Consider the following 17,755-nt stretch of genomic DNA (forward strand, 5'->3'; position numbering starts at 1 on the left):
CTGGGAGGCCGGTCGTCGTCGGTCGTCGCCCGGCCTCGGTGGGAAGAGGACTCAGGGGCCGACCGCGGTGTAGGCCACGATGCCGCGACGGACGGCGTCGAGCGCCTGTCGCGCCGTCGGGCCGACCGGCAGGTCGCCCACGACCGACAGCTGGTCGAGCAGGTCGATCGTCTGTTTCGTCCAGCGCACGAAGTCGCCGGCTGCGAGGTCGGCGTCGTCGAGCACCGAGTCGAGTGCAGCACCTCGGGCCCAACGGTGCATCGCCAGGGCGAGACCCGGAGCCGGGGGCTGGCTGCCTGGCAGGCGGTGTTCGTGCTCGAGGTCGTCGAGCTCGGCCCAGAGCAACTGGGTGGCGTCGAGGGCGGCACGGAACTCGCCCCGGGGCAGGAACCGCTCGGAGAGCTGGCCCTCGTCCCGCCGGGGCTCGTACACGAGCGTGGCGGCCATCGCGGCCATCGACGGCACGTCGAGCATGTTCCACAGGCCGAGGCGGAGGCTCTCGGCCACGAGCAGGTCGCGATCGCCGTAGATGCGGCGCAACGTGCGACCGGTCGGGGCGACGGTGACCTCGGCGTCCCGGGGGACGCGGCCCGCGCCTCCGGCGTTCGTGCCCGTCGGGAGGAGGTAGCCGCGGTCGAGCAGCACGTCGGTGACGCGGTCGAAGACCTTGGCCACGGCGCCGGTCCGGCTGCGGATCTGCGCCGACAGTTGGTCGGTCTGCTTCTTGAGCTTGAACCAGCGCTCGGACCAGCGGGCGTGCTGCTCGCGATCGGGGCAGGCGTGGCAGGGATGCTGCCGGACCTGCCGTCGGAGTTCGACGATGCGTCGCTGACGTTTGTCGCGTTCGGCCCGCGACTGGGAGTCGGCGCGAGCAGCCCCCTGCTTCTCGAGGTCGCCCACCTCGCGACGCAACATCGTGTACTCGCCGAAGTCGCCCAGATGGCAGGCCATCGACGCGGCGTAGCCGTCGAGCGACTGCTGCTGCGACCGCACCTTGCGCGCCAGGTCGACGACCGAGCGGTCGGCCTGGAACTGGGCGAACGAGGTCTCGAGCACCTCGCGGGTGCGCGATCGACCGAACTGCTCGATGAGGTTCACGGCCATGTTGTACGTGGGCCGGAAGCTGCTGTTCATCGGGTAGGTGCGCCGCGAGGCCAAGGAGGCGACGGCCTGCGGATCGAGGCCCTGCTGCCACTGGATGAGCGAGTGGCCCTCGACGTCGATGCCGCGACGGCCGGCGCGACCGGTCAGCTGGGTGTACTCACCGGGGGTGATGGGCACCCGGGCCTCGCCGTTGAACTTCTCGAGCTTCTCGAGCACGACGGTGCGGGCCGGCATGTTGATGCCCAGTGCGAGCGTCTCGGTCGCGAACACGACCTTGACGAGCTTCTTCTGGAACAGCTCTTCGACCACCTCTTTGAACGCCGGCAACAGGCCGGCGTGGTGGGCGGCCACGCCCCGTTCGAGCCCGTCGAGCCAGCGCCAGTAGCCGAGCACGGCCAGGTCTTCGTCGCGCAGGGTGCGGCAGCGGGCCTCGACGATCTCGCGGATCTCTCGACGCTGGTCGGCGGTCGTCAGGCGGATGCCCGACCTCAGTACCTGGGACACGGCCTGGTCGCAGCCCACCCGACTGAAGACGAAGAAGATGGCGGGAAGCAGGTTCTGGTCGTCGAGCATCTCGACGATCTTCCAGCGGTCGAGGCGTCCGGGGCCGCCCTGCGTGGGCGGGACGACGTGGCCCCGGGGGCCTGTCCGTCCGCTGGAATGGGAGTCCCGGCGTCCGCCGCTGCGACCGCCACGCCGCCCGAGCGAGGTGGCCCGGAGGAGTTCGGGGTTCACCCGGTTCGTCGCCGCCTGCCCCGAGGAGTCGAACAGGTCGAGGAACTTGCCCCCGACGAGGACGTGCTGGTCGAGGGGCACGGGGCGGTCCTCGGAGACGATGACCTCGGTGCTGCCACGGACCGTCTGCAACCAGTCACCGAACTCTTCGGCGTTGGACACCGTCGCGCTGAGCGAGATGAGCCTGACGTCGAGGGGCAGGTGGATGATGACCTCTTCCCACACCGCGCCCCGGAACCGGTCCGCGAGGAAGTGGACCTCGTCGAGGACGACGTAGCGCAGGTCGGTCAGCATCTCGGACCCTGCGTAGATCATGTTGCGGAGGACCTCGGTCGTCATCACGACGATGCGAGCCCTCGAGTTGACGTTCGTGTCGCCGGTCAGCAGCCCGACCTCGGACGCGCCGTACTCGGCCACGAGCTCTTGGAACTTCTGGTTGCTCAGAGCCTTCATCGGGGCGGTGTAGAAGACCTTGGCCCGAGGGTCTTGCATGGCGAGGTGGATGGCGTACTCGGCCACCAGCGTCTTGCCGGCGCCCGTGGGAGCGGCGACGAGGACGCTGTCGCCTTCTTCGAGGGCGGCGCAGGCGGCGATCTGGAACGGGTCGAGGGTGAATCCCAGGCGGGACCGGAAGGCCTGGAGCTTGGGGGTCTTCACGCGTGTCTTCGCCGCGGCGAAGCGCTCCGCCGGGCTGAGGTCGGGGCTCATCGGGTCACTCCGCCGCCAGCTCGGCGTCGAGGGCTGCGGCGCGCTTGGCGACCCGGCGATCGTGCAGCCAGGCCACTCCGGCTGCGAGGAAGAAGAGGATGATCATCGGGATCGCCAGCAGGAACATCGAGAAGATGTCGGCGGACGGCGTCGCGATGGCGGTGAACAGGACGATGACGAGGATGGCCACGCGCCACCCCTTGACGATCGCGGCGGCCGAGACGACGCCCACGAAGTTCAGCAGCACGAGGAACACCGGCATGACGAAGGCGATGCCCACGGCGAGGACCAGTTTCAGGACGAAGTCGTAGTAGACCTTCGACTCGATGATCGTGGCGTCCTGGGTGTCGACGAAGCCGGTCATGACCTCGACGATGTGGGGAAGGACGTACCAGCCCGCGAGGCAGCCGCCCAGGAAGAGAGGGATGGCGGTGCCGATGAAGCCGACCGCGTAGAGCTTCTCTTTGCGCACGAGAGCCGGGACGATGAAGGCCCAGACCTGGTAGAGCCAGACGGGGCTCGAGATGACGACCCCGACGGTGACCGCGATCTGCAGCTTGAGGTCGAACGCGCCGGTGATGTTCGAATAGTTGAGGGTGGTCTCACCCGTCCGCGCCGCGGCGATGGCCTCGACCGGTGACCTCAGGGCGTCGAGGACGAAGGGCGCGAGGAACCAGCCGGCGACAGCGGCCAGGATGAGGGCGAGGGCAGAGATGAAGAGGCGCTTGCGCAACTCGAGCAGGTGCTGGCCGAGCGACATCTTGCCGTCGCGGCCACGGCTGCGGCCGGTGCCCCTCCCCCGGGTGCTGTCGCCACGAGTCGTCGTCGTGGCCACGCGTCAGGACTTCGGCGGGACGTCGCGATTCGGCGACGGGTAGCCGTCGTCGGAGCGGCGAGCGGTCGACCCGTCGGTGTACCGGGCGGTCGAGTCGTCGGAGCGACGGACCGGACGGTCGTCGAAGTCGTCGTCGACTGCCGACTCTTTCTTGTCGCTGTTGACCTCGTTCTTGAAGATGCGCATCGATTGGGCGATGCTCTTCGCGAGGGCGGGGAGCTTCGGCGCACCGAAGAGGAGCAGGACGATCGCCAGGATGATGATCAGGTGCCAGCCTGAGAGTGCGTTTCCGAACATGATGGGGTCTCCTTGCGGGGCAGGGTGACGATCAGTCTATCGTGCGGGGTCGGCCGCGACGGGCGCGGCGCAGACGATCCACAGCGCCGGCGGAGCCGGAGAGCCTAGGAGGCGCGGGGCGGGTCGGCGTCATAACTCTCGATCGCGCGGCGGGCCCAGTCCGCCACGGCCGTGCGTGCCGACTCGGGCGCGACGACCTCGGGGCGACCCGGCAGCCCCGCCACCAGGCGACAGAGCGTGCCGAGGCGGTTGACGCGCAGTCGGAGCCGCACGCGGTCGTCCTCGAGGGGCTCGGGTTCGTCGGGGCCGTAGTCCGCGAGGAGCGGCGCCGCGGCCGCGTCGAGGTCGAGCACCACGACGAGGTCGTCCGGAGACCCCTCGAAGAGCGTCTCGGGCAGGGCGACGTCGTCGGCCCGATGGGCGATGGGCGTCGAGGTGAGGGCCGGTGCGGCGATCCGGTCGAGCCGGAACGTGCGGGGGGCCTCGCGCAGGTGGTCCCAGGCCCTGAGATACCAATCGGCGTCGACCGATTCGACCCGCAGCGGGTCGACCCTGCGGCGTTCGGCGACGCCGCGGGTGCCGCGGTAGTCGAACTCGAGTTGCACACCGGCCTCGACCGCCCGTCCGACGAGACCCAGGACCTCGTTCGTCTCGGACTGGTCGACGGCCACCTGGCTCGGTTCGCTGGAGGCCCCTCGGGAGAGCTTGCTCATCAGGGTGGCGATGGCCGCGCGATCGGCGTTCTCGGGCAGCGACGACAGGTACTGCAGCCCGGCGATGAGTGCGGCGGCCTCGCGAGCCGAGAACCGCGGCGAGTCGTCGATGGCGACGAGGTTGGTCAGCACGATCACGTCGTTCTGCTCGAAGTCGTCCCAGGCGATGTCGAAGAGGTCGCCGTGCTGGTACTGGGTGGTCTCGCCGGGGATGCCCGAGACGGCGATGAGCTCGACCGCTCGACGGATCTCGGCCACGCTCACGCCGAAGTGGGCGGCGGCCTCGGCCACGCTGACGCGCTCGTGGTCCATGAGCCAGGGGACGAGCGACAGCAGGAAGGCGAGTTTGTCGGCCGCGTGGAGGGCACCTCGGGCTTCAGCCACGGGCCCTCCCCTCGACGGGGTCGGCGGTGTGCGCGGCGAGCACGGTCGCGAGACGGGACCGGACCAGGGAGCGCAGGCTCTCGGGCTCGACGACCGTGACCTCGGGGCCGAAGGAGGCCAGCTCGTCGGCGAGCAGGTGTTCGTCGGTCCAGTGGACGGTGAGCGTGTCGGGATCGACGCGCGTGGTGCCGCGACGTTTGCCGAGTCGGGTCTCGGCGTCGGACATCGGCTCGACGCGGAGGGTCGCGGTTCGGTCGCGCCAGACCTGCTCGAGGTCGGCCAGCGCGCGCTCGGCCGTGGCGTCGTCGGGGCGCGTGTACGGGGAGGACGTCAGCTGGACGGGACCGACCACCCTCGACAGCAAGAACGTCTTGAGCGCTCCGGTGCCGACCTCGACCGCCGACACCAACCAGCGACCGTGGTGCTGCACCAGTGCCGCCGGGGCGACCTCGCGTCGACGGGCGGACTCGTCACCGGGTTTGAGGTAGTCGAACCGCACCACGACGCCTCGGTCGAGCGCCGTGCGGAGGGGCTCGAACGCCGCGTCCCGGGATCGGAGTCGAGGAGCGTACTCGAGCTCGGGCACGCTGGCGGAGCCCCCCAGCGACCGCAGCTTGAGGAGGGCCCGTCGGGACTCGTGCGAGAGGGACCCCTCGCGCCAGACCATCGCGGCCAAGGTGAGGAGAGCGGTCTCTTCGGAGGAGAACGAGATGTCCTCGGGCAGTTCGTACGCCCCGCGCGGGATGCGGTAGCGCAAGGCCTGGTTGTTGCCCGCCGCCGAGGGGTCGTCGATCGTCTCGAGGGGGACGCCGAGTTCACGGATGTCGTCCTTGTCCCGCTCGAACTGCCGCTCGAGAGCGGCGTTGTCGCCGGCACGTGAGTACTTCTGGCGGTAGCCCTGGACGGTCGACAGGATCTCGGTCTTGCTCAGCCCGGAATCCGTCGCGAGCAGGGCCAGCACGAGGCTGAACAGGCGCTCTTCGACGGGGACGCGGGGGGTGCGGGCAGCGGGCACGGCGACCGGCTCAGCAGGGCAGCGTCATCGGATCGCCCCGAGCACGTCGAAGACGTAGACGTAGGCGGAGCCGCCGCTCTCGGCGGACGCGGGGAGCACGACCATGACCTGCGAGCCGACCTGCTGCCCCACCAGGGCCGAGCGGATGTCGTCGGGGATCTGCTCGTCGCCGAGGTCGACCGGCGTCGCCGAACCGCCGTTCGTCCAGGTCGAACCGGCGACCGTGGACGGCTGGCTCCAGGTGACGGCGGTGAACTGCACCACGGCCGTGTCGTCGGCGGTCAGCGTCGTGCCGTGGCCCTTGCGGACGAGGTGCACGACCTCGTCAGCCGGTGCGTCGCCCGCGGGGATCGTGATGCCGGGTGCGCCGTCGGGCGCCGTGACGACGGCCGGGAGGCCGTTCGCGCCGAGCTGGAGGGCCCCGTCGGCCTTCGCGAGGAACGCCCGCTTGACGTCGACCACGGCGACGTAGGCGGCGTCGGGGTCGTCGTTCGGGGTCGCGGCGGCACCGTTGATCGATGCGGAGAGGTCGCTCGCCTTGACGGCGACCGCCACGCGCGAGCCCACCGTGGAGCACTCGAGCGCGTCGACGAGCGGGGCGAGGGTCTGGCCGCCGACGGTCAACGGGACGTTCGTCGACCCGTCGTAGCCGCTGTCCTCGAGTTCTTGCCCCGTGGAGCCGTCGAAGAGGGTGTAGTCGATGACGACCGGGGTGCCGTCGACGAGTCGCTGGCCGTCGCCCTCGATGAGCGTCGAGACCTCGGTCTTCTTCGTCACGATCGGGGTCGGCACGTCGACGTCGGGCTTCGTGCCGAAGTCACCGGTCGCCGTGACGACCGAGGCGGCGTCGCCCGTGGGGGGGCAGCCGGTCGAGCCGGGTCCGGCCGTGGTCGAGCAGGCCGTCATCGAGGCGAGCAGGCCGACCGTCACGACGAGGGCGGGGATCTTGCGCACGGGGACTCATTTCGTGGAGGCGACCGGGGGTCGAGTGGGGCGACCGGTCGGGTCGTTCGGATGCGGGGACAGCTTAGCGGGGGCGATCGGGGCGCCCCGTGACGCTCAGGCCGGTGTGGAACCGGTCGACGGCCCGTCGGTGGTGCCGACGTCGACGGCTCCGGTCGCCGCGATGGCGGCGTCGGCGGCCGTCCGGGCCTGGCGGGCGGTCTTGCGCAGCTTCTTGTCGCTGGCCGACCGCTCGCCGAGGGCCCCGGGGGTCCAGGCCTCGACGTCGGCGTCGCTGTAGTCGGACTTGGAGGGGCGGCGCTTGAGCTGCGGGAGCACCGCGCCGGGGGCCAGCCGGCGGGCGGTGATCAGGAAGCCGGTGTGCCCGATCATCCGGTGGTCGGGGCGGACGGCGAGGCCTTCGACGTGCCAGCCGCGGACCAGGGTCTCGGACGCGTCGGGTTCGGTGAAGGACCCCGAGGCACGCAGGGCCTCGGCCGTCCGCGAGAGCTGGGTGGCCGTGGCGACGTAGCAGATCACCAAGCCGCCCGGCTTGAGCGCGTCGGCCGTGACGTCGACGTTCTCCCACGGCGCGAGCATGTCGAGCACGACCCGGTCGACCGTCCCGTCGGGCATCGCCGCCGGGAGCTCGTCGGCCAGGTCGCCGACCGTGACCGACCAGTTCTCGGGCTCGGCGCCGAAGAAGCTCGCGACGTTGCCCTCGGCCACGTCGGCGAACTCCTGACGGCGCTCGAAGGACGCCAGGCGTCCCTCGGGGCCGACGGCGCGCAGCAGCCAGAGCGACAGCGCACCCGACCCCACGCCCGCCTCGACGACGGTCGCGCCGGGGAAGATGTCGGCGAACGCCACGATCTGTGCGGCGTCCTTCGGGTAGACGATGGCGGCGCCCCGGGGCATGGACATCACGAAGTCGCTCAGCAGCGGACGGAGCGCGAGGTACTCGTCGCCGGTCGTGCTCGGGACGACCGACCCGTCGGGCAGGCCGACGACGTCGTCGTGCGCGATCATGCCGCGGTGCGTGTGGAACACGGCGCCCGGGGTCAGCACGATGGTGTTCATCTTGCCCTTGGGGCCCGTGAGCTGGACCTTGTCGCCTTCGACGAAGGGGCCGGACTGGCGGCGGAACGCGGTCATGCGGGGGTGCTGCTTTCGATCGGGTCGCACCCCGAGGGGCGCAGGAGGCGCGGCGTGCGCACCGGGGTCAGGAGTCGGAGGTCGCCTGGTCGCGGACGGCGCGCCCGGCACGGTGCAGCTCGCGGAGGTCGCCGACCGTGGTGCCGACGAGGGTGTCGCGACGGATGTAGGGGCCGTCGTCGGCGAGCGGCGCGTGGTGCTCGACCCCGATCGCGACGGTGCCGGCGGCCACGGCCGAGGCCAGGCCGGGAGTGCTGTCCTCGATGGCGATGCAGTCGGCGGGGTCGACGCCCAGCAGTGCGGCGCCCCGGAGGTAGGCCTCGGGGTGCGGCTTGGCGTGCTCGACGTCGTCGCCGGCGACGATCGCGTCGAAGGCCTCGAACTCGATGGCGTCGACCATGAACTGGGCCATGCGACGGATCGACATGGTGACGAGGGCCGTCGGGACTCCTTCGCGGCGGAGCTCGGCGAGGAGCTCTTTCGCGCCGGGACGCCAGGGGATCTCGACCGCGGCACGCTCGAGGACGGCGGTGGTCAGGCGGTCGATGATCTCGTCCTCGGACAGGTCGACGCCGTGGGACTGCAGGACGCGGGCGGACTGCCACAGGCCGCTGCCGATCATGGCGTCGCCGTCCTCGCGGCTCCAGGTGCCGCCGAACGACTCGACCAGTTCGACCTGGCAGAGGAACCAGTACGGCTCGGTGTCGACGAGGGTTCCGTCCATGTCCCACAGGACGGCGGCAGGCAGGGTTTCGGTCACGGCGGACGAGTCTACCGGGCGTGACCGGCGTGGCCTCCCGGCCCGCGCCTCCTGGTGGCGGTCACGGTCTATCGTGGAGGGTCAAGCGCCGGACGCCCTTCCGGCACGGTGAGGACTCAGGTTGACGAACACGTCGGATTTCGCTGCGGGACGCCTGCTGGTGGTGGCCTTCGAGGGCTGGAACGACGCCGGTGAGGCCGCCAGCGGCGTCGCGCGCAGCCTGGTCGAGACGCTCTCGCTCGAACCGGTGGCCGAGCTCGACGGCGAACGGTACATCGACTACCAGTTCAACCGGCCCCAGGTGGGGCTCGACGACGACGGGGTGCGGACCCTCGTGTGGCCCCGCATCCAGCTGCACGCGGCCGCCGACGCCGCGACGGTCCTCCCCCGCGACCCCGCGTCGCCCGCCACCGAGGTTCTCGTGCTGCTGGGGGCCGAACCGTCACGCAGCTGGCGGGGCTTCGCCGCCGAGATCGTCGACCTGATCGACGTGCACGACGTCACGGGCGTGGTGTTCCTCGGGGCCATGCTCGCCGACGTCCCCCACACGCGGCCCATCTCGGTCTTCGTCAGCAGCGAGAACGAGGCCGTCCGCGACGAGTACACCCTCGAGCGCAGCACCTACGAGGGGCCGGTGGGCATCTTGTCGGTCCTCGCCGACGCCGTCGAGGCCGCCGGCGTGCCGACCCTCTCGATCTGGGCCTCGGTGCCGCACTACGTCCACAACGCCCCGTCGCCCAAGGCGACGCTCGCGCTCATCGAGAAGCTCGACGAACTCTCGGGCGTGACGATCCCCCGAGGCGAGCTCGCCGCCGAGTCGACGGCCTGGGAGTCCGGCATCGACGCCCTCGCGGCCGACGACGACGACATGGCCGGCTACATCGAGCAGCTCGAGCAGGCTCGCGACACGGTGGACAGCCCCGAGGCGAGCGGGGAGGCCATCGCGCAGGAGTTCGAACGGTACCTGCGGCGGCGCGACGGCAAGGGCGGGGACGGCCGACCGGACGACCCGCGGTATCCCCCGGTCCCCTGAGTCACCGTGCCGTGACCCCGTCGGACCGGATTCGACGGCCCGGCTCGGCGACCTCGCTCAGGTGGCGGGTTCTCCCGGGACGGCGACGCCGTTCTCGTAGGCGAACACCACGGCCGCAGTCCGGTCACGGAGGCCGAGCTTGCCGAGCACGTTGGAGACGTGGGTCTTGACCGTCGCCTCGCCGAGGAACAGCCGACGGGCGATCTCGGCGTTCGAGGCCCCGGAGGCCAGCCGGTCGAGGACCTCGCGTTCGCGTTCGGTGAGGGTCGCCAGGGCCGGACTGGGCACGACGACCCGCGCCGTCGCCGGGTCGCCCACGGCGCGTTCGACGACGGCACGGGTGAGTTGGGGCGAGAGCAGTGCGTCGCCGCGGTGCACGACGGCGATCGCCTCGATGAGGTCCTCGGGCGTGGCCGTCTTGAGCAGGAAGCCGCTCGCCCCCGCCTGAAGTGCCCGGAAGACGTAGTCGTCCCGGCCGAAGGTCGTGAGGACCAGGACCGCCGGGCCGCCCTCGTGAGACTGCGCGAGGATGCGACGCGTGGCCTCGAGCCCGTCGAGGACGGGCATCTCGATGTCCATCACGACGACGTCGGGGCGGAGCCGCCGGACGAGGTCGACGGCCTCGAGCCCGTCGCAGGCCTCGCCCACGACGCGGACGTCGGGCGCGGTGTCGAGGATGATGCGGAAACCCGTGCGGACGAGGTCCTGGTCGTCGACGAGCAGGACGGTGACGGGATCGGTCGTGTCGGTCATGATCTTCCGGAGGGGTCGGTGGCGACGTGGTCGCGGGGGCGGGCGTCGGCGCACGCGCTCACGGGCAGGACGGCGTGCACCCGGTAGCCCCCGCGCGGTCGGGGGCCGAGCTGCAGCTCGCCCCCGTGCAGGTCGACCCGTTCGCGCATGCCCCGTTGGCCCAGTCCGGCGCCGGACGCGGCCGCGCCCTGCGGTGGGCCTGCCCCGGGGTAGGGCGTGGGGCCGGGACGGCCGTCGTCGACGACCTCGACCTCGACGGTGCGGTCGCCGTAGCGGAGCTGCACCTCGGCGAGCGAGGCGTTGCCGTGCTTGAGGGTGTTGGTGAGCGCCTCTTGGGTGATGCGGTAGAGCGTGACCCCGATGCTCTCGGGGACGTCGTGCGCGTCGCCGTGGACCGAGAACCGGACCTCGAGACCGAGTGCGCGCGTGTCGGCCATGAGTTCGGGAAGGGCGCCGAGGCCCGCGGGGGCGGACCCGGCCTCGCCGTCGCGCGACCGCAGCACGGACAGCAGGCGGTCGAGCTCGTCGATGGTCGTGCGCGCCGTGCCCTCGACGGCCGAGAGGGCACCCCGTGCGATCTCGGGCCGGTCGAGGGTCCGCCGGGCCGCCCCCGCCTGGATGCCGATGACGGCGACGTGGTGGGCGACCACGTCGTGCAACTCGCGGGCGAGGCGCGTGCGCTCCTCGTTGATGGCCCGGTCGGCGACGAGTTCGTGTGCGGCTCGCAGCTCGACCCCCGTGCGTTCGAGCGCGTGCAGCCTGGTGGCCGACACGCGGGCCGCTCGGCCGAAGGCGATGGCCGTGACGAGGACGATGCCGTTCGACACGAGCGTGTAGGCGATCGTGGCGAGGGTCACGGGGTCGGGGGCCTCGGCGTCGGACACGTAGACCGAGCGCAGCCACACCCCGAGCCAGACGAACATGACCGCGGTCACGACGACGCTCACGACGAGCGCTCGGGCGCGCCGGGCCGCCCAGGCGTTCGCGGTGAAGATGGCCACGAACTCGACGATGGACGGCGTCAGGGTGTCGGGATAGCCCCGCAGCTGGGCGGCCAGGAACACGGCCGACACGACGACGAGGACGGCCACGGGCCGCTGCCGACGGAAGGCGAGCGGCGCGCAGAGGCCCACGAGCCACATCACGCTCTCGACGATCGACGGAGAAGTCGCCCCGTCGGTGTCCGCGACGATGACGGCACTGAGCCAGAGCGTGGCGAGGCCGAGCACGGCGGTGAGCGCCGCGATCCAGAGGTCGACGCGCGTGTCGCGTCGGGTCAGTGGGCGGCGGGCGTCGCTCGACGTCGCGGCCGAGGCCGGAGCGGTGATCGACGGTTCCACGCCGACCATCGTAGGGCAGACGTCCGTGCTGATTGAGGAACACTCATGCATACGCATGGAGAACGGGACGGGCGACCTGTTTTCCCGAGTCGTCCCGCGCGGTCGGGCGAGTACGTGCTCCCGGACGCGCTCAGGCGCGCAGGTCGATGCCCAGCAGCGCCTGGACGGCGTCGACGTCGACCTCGGACGGGGCCCCTGCCCGGCTCACGACGGCGTCGACGGCGTCGAGTGCCGACGGCGTGTCGAGGTCGTCCGCGAGGGAGGAACGCAGGGCGACGACCAAGGGGGTGAGGGCCGTGACCGGCACCGCGCCTCCTTCGCTCGTGGCCGCCCAGGCGAGCCAGCGGCCGAGGCGCTGCTCGGCGGCGACGAGGTCGGCGTCGAACCACTCCCGGTCGGAGCGGTAGTGGTGCGCCAGGAGGGCGAGCCGGACGGCGCGCGGGTCGTGGCCCGCGGCGACGAGTTCGCTGACCTTCACGAGGTTGCCGAGCGACTTGCTCATCTTCTCGCCCTGGTACGCGACCATGCCGGTGTGCGTGTGGTGCACGGCATAGGAGCGGCCGGTGAGGGCCGTGCCGTGCGCCGTGCTCATCTCGTGGTGCGGGAACACCAGGTCGCTGCCGCCGCCGTTGACCGTGATCGGCACGTCGAGGTGCTGTTGGGCGATGACCGTGCACTCGATGTGCCAGCCCGGGCGGCCCGCCCCCAGCGTGGTGGGCCAGGACGGCTCGTCGTCACGGGCCGCGCGCCAGAGCAGCGGATCGAGCGGGTCGCGCTTCCCGGGGCGGTCGGGGTCCCCACCGCGCTCGGCGAAGAACCGGGCCATCGTCTCGGCGTCGTACCGGCTCTCGAGGCCCAGGTGCCAGTCGGTGTCGCGCTCGGCGGCCCGGACGTCGAAGTACAGGTCGTCGCCCGCACCGGAGGCGTCGGTCGGCACGGGGTACGCGAGACCACGATCGAGAAGGCGCGCCACGGCGTCGGCGACGTCGGTCACCACCTCGGTCACCGCGACGTAGTGCGTCGGCGGCACCACGGCCAGGTGCTGCATGTCGCTGCGGAACAGGTCGGTCTGGCCGTCGGCGAGCTCGCGCCAGTCGACGCCGGTGGCCGTCGCCCGCTCGAGCAGCGGGTCGTCGACGTCGGTCGTGTTCTGCGCGTAGACCACCTCGACCCCGGCGTCGCGCCAGACGCGCAGAAGCGTGTCGAATGCCAGGTACGTCGACGCGTGACCCAGGTGGGTGGCGTCGTAGGGCGTGATGCCGCACACGTACAGGCCGGCCCGCGAACCGTCGACCTCGGTCGGGTGCACCGTGCCGGTCGACGTGTCGTGGAGTGCCGGGAGGTCGCCGAGGCCGGGGAGGCGCGGGACGACGGGTTCGGCCCAGGACCTCATGCAGCCACCACGCCCGTCCCGAGCAGGACGAGCAGGACGACGCCGAGCACGATGCGGTAGGCCACGAACGGGGCGAAGCTGCGGCGCGAGATGTAGTTCATGAAGAACGCGATGACGACGAAGCCGACGACGAAGGCGACGACCGTGGCGGCCAGGGTCTCACCCAGCGAGTAGGGCCCGGGGTCGCTGAAGCTCTGGACGAGTTCGTAGAGCCCGCTGCCGAAGACGGCGGGCACGGCCAGCAGGAACGAGAACCGTGCGGCGGCCGGCCGCGTGTAGCCGAGGGCGAGTGCCGTGGTCGTGGTGGCACCCGACCGCGACACGCCGGGAAAGAGCGCCAACACCTGGGCGACGCCGACGGCGATGCCGTGGCCGTAGCGCATGTCCTCGAAGCGCTCGGTCTTCTTGCCGAGACGGTCGGCCAGGCCGAGCAGCACGCCGAACACGATCAACACGATCGCCACGATCCAGAGGGAGCGGAAGACCGTGCGGATGTACTCCTGCGCGACGTAGCCCACGAGCACGATCGGCACGGTGCCGATGATCACGAGCCAGCCCATGCGGACGTCGGGGTCGGTCCGCGGGATCTTGCCGGTCACACCGGCGAACCAACGCGAGACGATGCGGGTGATGTCGCGCCGGAAGTAGATGACGACCGCGAGCTCGGTGCCGAGCTGCGTGATGGCGGTGAAGGTGGCGCCCGGGTCGAACTCGGCCGCCGCTCCGGGATCGCTGAAGAACAGGCCGACGAGCCGCAGGTGGGCACTGGACGAGACGGGGAGGAACTCCGTGAGGCCCTGGACGAGGCCGAGCAGGAGTGCCTGGAGGAGATGCTCCACGCGGGTGACCCTTCTGGTGCGGGGGTTGCTAGTACGTCGACAACAAGTCCCGCAGGACGCGACTGCCAAAGGATAGTGCGTCGAGCGGCACCCGTTCGTCGACGCCGTGGAACATGGCCGGGAAGTCCATGCCCTCGTCGAGCCGGAGCGGGGCGAAGCCGTACCCGGCGATGCCGAGCAGGCTGAGGGCCTTGTTGTCGGTGCCGCCCGAGAGCAGGTACGGCAGGACGGGTGCCCCCGGGTCGTGGCGGTCGAGGGTGGCGGTGATCGCGTCGACCAGAGGGCCCGAGAACGGCGTCTCGAGTCCGATGTCGGTGTGCATCGTCTCGATCTCGACGTCGTCGCCGATCAGCGCCCGGACCTCGGCGAGCACGGACTGTTCTTGCCCCGGCATGCACCGGATGTCGACCAGGGCCTCGGCCGTGTCGGGCACGACGTTGTGCTTGTAGCCCGCCGTCAGCATCGTGGGATTCGTCGTCGTCCGCAGCGACCCGCGGATGAAGCCCTTGGCCGTGCCGGTGCGCAGGACCAGCTCGTCGGGTGCGACCTCGTGCACGTCGACGTCGAGGATGCGGGCGACCTCGCCCAGGAGCGCGGTGGTCGTGTCCGTCAGCACGATCGGCCACTGCTGGCGGCCGAGCACGGCGACGGCCTCGGCCAGGCGCGTCACGGCGTTCGCCTCGATCATCTGGGAGCCGTGGCCGGCGGTTCCCCTGGCCGTGAGCTTGACCCAGATCAGGGCCTTCTCGCCCGTCTGCAGCAGGTACGAGCGGCGACCGTCGATGAAGGTCGAGTAGCCGCCGACCTCGCTGATCGCCTCGGTGGCGCCGTCGAACAACCCGGGGTGCTCCTTCACCAGGAAGTGCGAGCCGAGGACTCCCCCGGCCTCCTCGTCGGCGAGGAACCCCAGCACGAGGTCGCGGGCCGGTCGTTCGCCCGCCCGCAGGATGTCGCCGACGGCCGTCAGCATCATGGCGTCCATGTTCTTCATGTCCACGGCGCCACGGCCCCAGAGCATGCCGTCCCGGACCACGCCGCCGAACGGGTCGACCGACCAGTTCGCCGGGTCGGCCGGCACGACGTCGAGGTGTCCGTGCACCACCAGGCCGGGCTTCGACGGCTCGGCACCCTCGACCCGGGCGATCACGCTGACCCGGCCGGGTTCGGACTCGAACAGCTGCGGTTCGAGGCCGAGGTCGCGGAGGGCCGCCTCGACGTACTCGGCCGCGTCGGCTTCTCCGTTCGACCGCCCGCCGCCGTAGTTCGACGTGTCGAAGCGGATGAGGTCGCGGGCGATGCGGGCCGTCTCGTCGAGCTCGGACTCGGTGGGGCCGGTGCTCGTGGGGGTCGTCGTCATGCGCTCCACGCTACCTGCCGTGCCCCTCTCGCCGACGGACGGGCCCGTGGTCACGAGGGCCCTCCGAGCCGTGCTAATCTTTCGTGTCGGCTTCGGTCGGCACCATCCAGTCCGGGTGGCGGAAATGGCAGACGCGCTAGCTTGAGGTGCTAGTGCCCGTATAGGGCGTGGGGGTTCAAGTCCCCCCTCGGACACTCGAAACATCTTCTCTCGAGAGGCGTTTCACCAGATCTGTGTTGAGACAGATGCTTGTTCGCAAGCGACGGAAGGCCCGAACATCTCTGATGTCCGGGCCTTCCTTGGTTCCCGGGTCGGGTTCCCGGGTCGCCCGCCCTCCCCCGGCACGTGCGTAGGGTCGTGACATGTCGCTCTCGATGGCCGCCACGCGTGCCCTGCTGCGCTTCCGCCCCCGCTCGACCGAGACCGAGGACTCCCTCGTGCGCTCCGTCGCCCGTCAGGGCTCCGGGGCCCCGGCCACGCGGGCAGTGCGGCGGGTCGCGACCGTCGAGGAGGCGCGGGTCGGCGAGGTCCGCGTCGTCACCCTCCGGCCGCGTCGGGTCCCGAGCGGCGTGCACGTCGTCTACCTGCACGGCGGTGCCTACGTGCACCCCGTCCTGACCACGCACTGGAACCTCCTCGCCCGACTCGTCCGCGCCTCCGGGGCCGTCGTGACGGTGCCGCTCTACGGGCTCGCCCCGGCTCACGACGTGGACGAGGTGCTGCCGCTGTTGGACGCCGTCCTCGAGGACGTGCGCCGCGCCTCCCCGTCCCGGGTCGTCGTGGCCGGCGACTCGGCGGGCGGGGCGCTCGCCCTCGTCGCGGCGATGCGGGAACGCGACGCCGGTCGGCCCGTGCCCGACGCCCTCGTGCTCTTCTCGCCGTGGGTGGACGCCCTGCTCGACTCCGCCGAGGTGGAGGAGGTCGCACGGATCGACCCCATGCTGGGGCGCGACGGCCTCGTCGCAGCAGGTCGATGGTGGGCCGGCGACCGCGACCCGGCCTCGCCCGAGGTCAGCCCGCTGCGGGGCGATCTCTCGGGTCTGCCTCCCGTGTCCGCCTACGCCGGCGACCGCGACCTGCTCACGCCCGACGTGAAGCGGCTGGTCCGCGGCGTGACCGCTGCGGGTGGACGCGCCGAGCTGCGGCTCTACCGCGGAGCGTTCCACGTCTTCGTCGGTGCGCCCTGGACGCCGGAGGCGCGGCGGGCCCTCCGACACGCCGCCTCGGTCGTCCGCGGCGACGCGTCCACCGCGGGTCGGGCCGCGCCGCCCCGCGCGTAGGGTCGCAGTCGGCGCGGCCGTCGGTGCCCCGCCCCACGACGAGAGGGAGCACACATGGAGTACGCACGACTGGGCACGAGCGGCTTGACCGTCTCGGCGGTGACCCTCGGCTGCATGAGCTACGGCGTGCCCGACCGCGGCACGCACGAGTGGAGCCTGCCCGAGGACGAGAGCCGCCCGTTCATCGCCCGGGCGCTCGAGCTCGGCATCACGACCTTCGACACCGCCGACGTCTACTCGGACGGAACCAGCGAGGAGATCGTCGGCCGGGCGCTGCGCGACTTCGCCACCCGCGAAGAGGTCGTGCTGGCGACCAAGGTGCACGGGCGCATGCGCCCCGGGCCCAACGGCGCCGGGCTCAGCCGGGGCCACGTGATGAGCGCGATCGACGACAGCCTGCGCCGGCTCGGCACCGACTACGTCGACCTGTACCAGATCCACCGCTTCGACCCCGAGGTGCCGGTCGAGGAGACGATGGAGGCGCTGCACGACGTCGTCAAGGCCGGCAAGGCCCGCTACATCGGCGCCTCGAGCATGTGGGCCTGGCAGTTCGCCTCGATGCAGCACGCGGCCGACCTCGGCGGCTGGACGCGCTTCGTCTCGATGCAGGACCAGTACAGCCTGATCCAGCGCGAGGAAGAACGTGAGATGCACCCCTACTGCCTCGACCAGGGCGTCGGCGTTCTTCCGTGGTCGCCCCTGGCCCGCGGGAAGCTGACCCGCGACTGGGACGCCACCACGGCCCGGACCGAGACCGACCGCTTCGGTCAGACGCTCTACAAGCAGCGCGAGGACGGCGACCGTGCGGTCGCCCGTGCCGTCGCCGACGTCGCGGAGGCGCGGGGCGTCTCACGCGCGCAGGTCGCGCTGGCCTGGGTCCGGCAGCAGCAGGCGGTCACCTCGCCCATCGTCGGAGCCACGAAGATGCAGCACCTCGACGACGCCGTGGCCTCGGTCGACCTGTGGCTCACCGACGAGGAGCTGGACGCGCTCGAGTCGCCCTACGTGACGCGCGAGAACGAAGGGTTCTGACGCGACCGCTCCGCCCGGTCGATCGTGGTCGCGTCGGTCTAGGGTGAGCGGCACGGGCGGCGAGGACGCCGGCCGACCTC

Annotated in this window: 16 protein-coding genes and 1 tRNA gene; 4 read left to right on the plus strand and 13 right to left on the minus strand. The window is 71.5% G+C overall.

Annotated elements, in window-relative coordinates:
- Positions 1 to 51: 51 nt before the first annotated feature.
- The 8 genes from BIV04_RS00365 to BIV04_RS00400 all read right to left on the minus strand — a co-directional run bounded on the left by BIV04_RS00365 (position 52) and on the right by BIV04_RS00400 (position 8,648).
- Positions 52 to 2,547, minus strand: a complete 2,496-nt coding sequence (locus BIV04_RS00365) for an RNA helicase (protein WP_071253272.1) — start codon at positions 2,545 to 2,547, stop codon at positions 52 to 54.
- 4 nt (positions 2,548 to 2,551) lie between these two features.
- Entirely contained in the window at positions 2,552 to 3,307 is a 756-nt protein-coding gene (gene tatC, locus BIV04_RS00370; RefSeq protein ID WP_071254567.1) for a twin-arginine translocase subunit TatC, read from the minus strand.
- A 78-nt stretch (positions 3,308 to 3,385) separates the two neighbouring features.
- Positions 3,386 to 3,679, minus strand: a complete 294-nt coding sequence (gene tatA / locus BIV04_RS00375; RefSeq protein WP_071253274.1) for a twin-arginine translocase TatA/TatE family subunit — start codon at positions 3,677 to 3,679, stop codon at positions 3,386 to 3,388.
- 104 nt (positions 3,680 to 3,783) lie between these two features.
- Positions 3,784 to 4,776, minus strand: a complete 993-nt coding sequence (locus BIV04_RS00380; RefSeq protein WP_071253276.1) for a YafY family protein — start codon at positions 4,774 to 4,776, stop codon at positions 3,784 to 3,786.
- Entirely contained in the window at positions 4,769 to 5,791 is a 1,023-nt protein-coding gene (locus tag BIV04_RS00385; protein ID WP_071253278.1) for a YafY family protein, read from the minus strand. Before BIV04_RS00385 ends, BIV04_RS00380 begins: the two co-directional genes overlap by 8 nt.
- Before the next feature lie 24 nt (positions 5,792 to 5,815).
- Positions 5,816 to 6,745, minus strand: a complete 930-nt coding sequence (locus BIV04_RS00390) for a hypothetical protein (RefSeq protein WP_071253279.1) — start codon at positions 6,743 to 6,745, stop codon at positions 5,816 to 5,818.
- A gap of 105 nt (positions 6,746 to 6,850) precedes the next feature.
- On the minus strand, positions 6,851 to 7,888 hold the full coding sequence (locus BIV04_RS00395) for a tRNA (adenine-N1)-methyltransferase (RefSeq protein WP_071253280.1): 1,038 nt from the start codon (positions 7,886 to 7,888) through the stop codon (positions 6,851 to 6,853).
- Between the two features lie 67 nt (positions 7,889 to 7,955).
- The gene (locus BIV04_RS00400; RefSeq protein ID WP_255364092.1) at positions 7,956 to 8,648 is read right to left on the minus strand and encodes an HAD family phosphatase; all 693 of its coding nucleotides are present in this window, start codon (positions 8,646 to 8,648) and stop codon (positions 7,956 to 7,958) included.
- A gap of 121 nt (positions 8,649 to 8,769) precedes the next feature.
- On the opposite strand from BIV04_RS00400, the gene BIV04_RS00405 reads away from it, so the two are divergent.
- Positions 8,770 to 9,681, plus strand: a complete 912-nt coding sequence (locus BIV04_RS00405; RefSeq protein WP_071253286.1) for a PAC2 family protein — start codon at positions 8,770 to 8,772, stop codon at positions 9,679 to 9,681.
- A gap of 57 nt (positions 9,682 to 9,738) precedes the next feature.
- Here the strand turns inward: BIV04_RS00405 and BIV04_RS00410 are convergent, their stop codons facing one another.
- The 5 genes from BIV04_RS00410 to BIV04_RS00430 form a co-directional block, all read right to left on the minus strand.
- The gene (locus tag BIV04_RS00410; protein ID WP_071253288.1) at positions 9,739 to 10,434 is read right to left on the minus strand and encodes a response regulator transcription factor; all 696 of its coding nucleotides are present in this window, start codon (positions 10,432 to 10,434) and stop codon (positions 9,739 to 9,741) included.
- Positions 10,431 to 11,774, minus strand: coding sequence for a sensor histidine kinase (locus BIV04_RS00415; RefSeq protein WP_143048486.1), 1,344 nt, complete (start codon positions 11,772 to 11,774; stop codon positions 10,431 to 10,433). Before BIV04_RS00415 ends, BIV04_RS00410 begins: the two co-directional genes overlap by 4 nt.
- Positions 11,775 to 11,904: 130 nt before the next feature.
- Positions 11,905 to 13,167 (minus strand): cysteine--1-D-myo-inosityl 2-amino-2-deoxy-alpha-D-glucopyranoside ligase, encoded by a 1,263-nt coding sequence (gene mshC, locus BIV04_RS00420; RefSeq protein ID WP_071253295.1) that lies wholly within the window; start codon positions 13,165 to 13,167, stop codon positions 11,905 to 11,907.
- Positions 13,164 to 14,006, minus strand: a complete 843-nt coding sequence (locus BIV04_RS00425) for an undecaprenyl-diphosphate phosphatase (protein WP_056045103.1) — start codon at positions 14,004 to 14,006, stop codon at positions 13,164 to 13,166. Before BIV04_RS00425 ends, mshC begins: the two co-directional genes overlap by 4 nt.
- 28 nt (positions 14,007 to 14,034) lie before the next feature.
- Positions 14,035 to 15,363 carry a M20/M25/M40 family metallo-hydrolase gene (locus BIV04_RS00430; protein WP_071254569.1) on the minus strand — a complete coding sequence of 443 codons (1,329 nt, stop codon included), beginning with the start codon at positions 15,361 to 15,363 and terminating at the stop codon, positions 14,035 to 14,037.
- Between the two features lie 109 nt (positions 15,364 to 15,472).
- Between BIV04_RS00430 and BIV04_RS00435 the strand changes: the two genes are divergently transcribed.
- The 3 genes from BIV04_RS00435 to BIV04_RS00445 all read left to right on the plus strand — a co-directional run bounded on the left by BIV04_RS00435 (position 15,473) and on the right by BIV04_RS00445 (position 17,675).
- Positions 15,473 to 15,557 (plus strand) — tRNA-Leu (locus BIV04_RS00435).
- Between the two features lie 168 nt (positions 15,558 to 15,725).
- On the plus strand, positions 15,726 to 16,643 hold the full coding sequence (locus BIV04_RS00440; RefSeq protein WP_071253297.1) for an alpha/beta hydrolase fold domain-containing protein: 918 nt from the start codon (positions 15,726 to 15,728) through the stop codon (positions 16,641 to 16,643).
- A gap of 54 nt (positions 16,644 to 16,697) precedes the next feature.
- Positions 16,698 to 17,675 (plus strand): aldo/keto reductase, encoded by a 978-nt coding sequence (locus tag BIV04_RS00445; RefSeq protein WP_071253299.1) that lies wholly within the window; start codon positions 16,698 to 16,700, stop codon positions 17,673 to 17,675.
- The last annotated feature ends 80 nt before the right edge of the window (positions 17,676 to 17,755 follow it).

It is taken from the genome of Frigoribacterium sp. MCBA15_019, assembly GCF_001864945.1.
Lineage (GTDB): Bacteria > Actinomycetota > Actinomycetes > Actinomycetales > Microbacteriaceae > Frigoribacterium.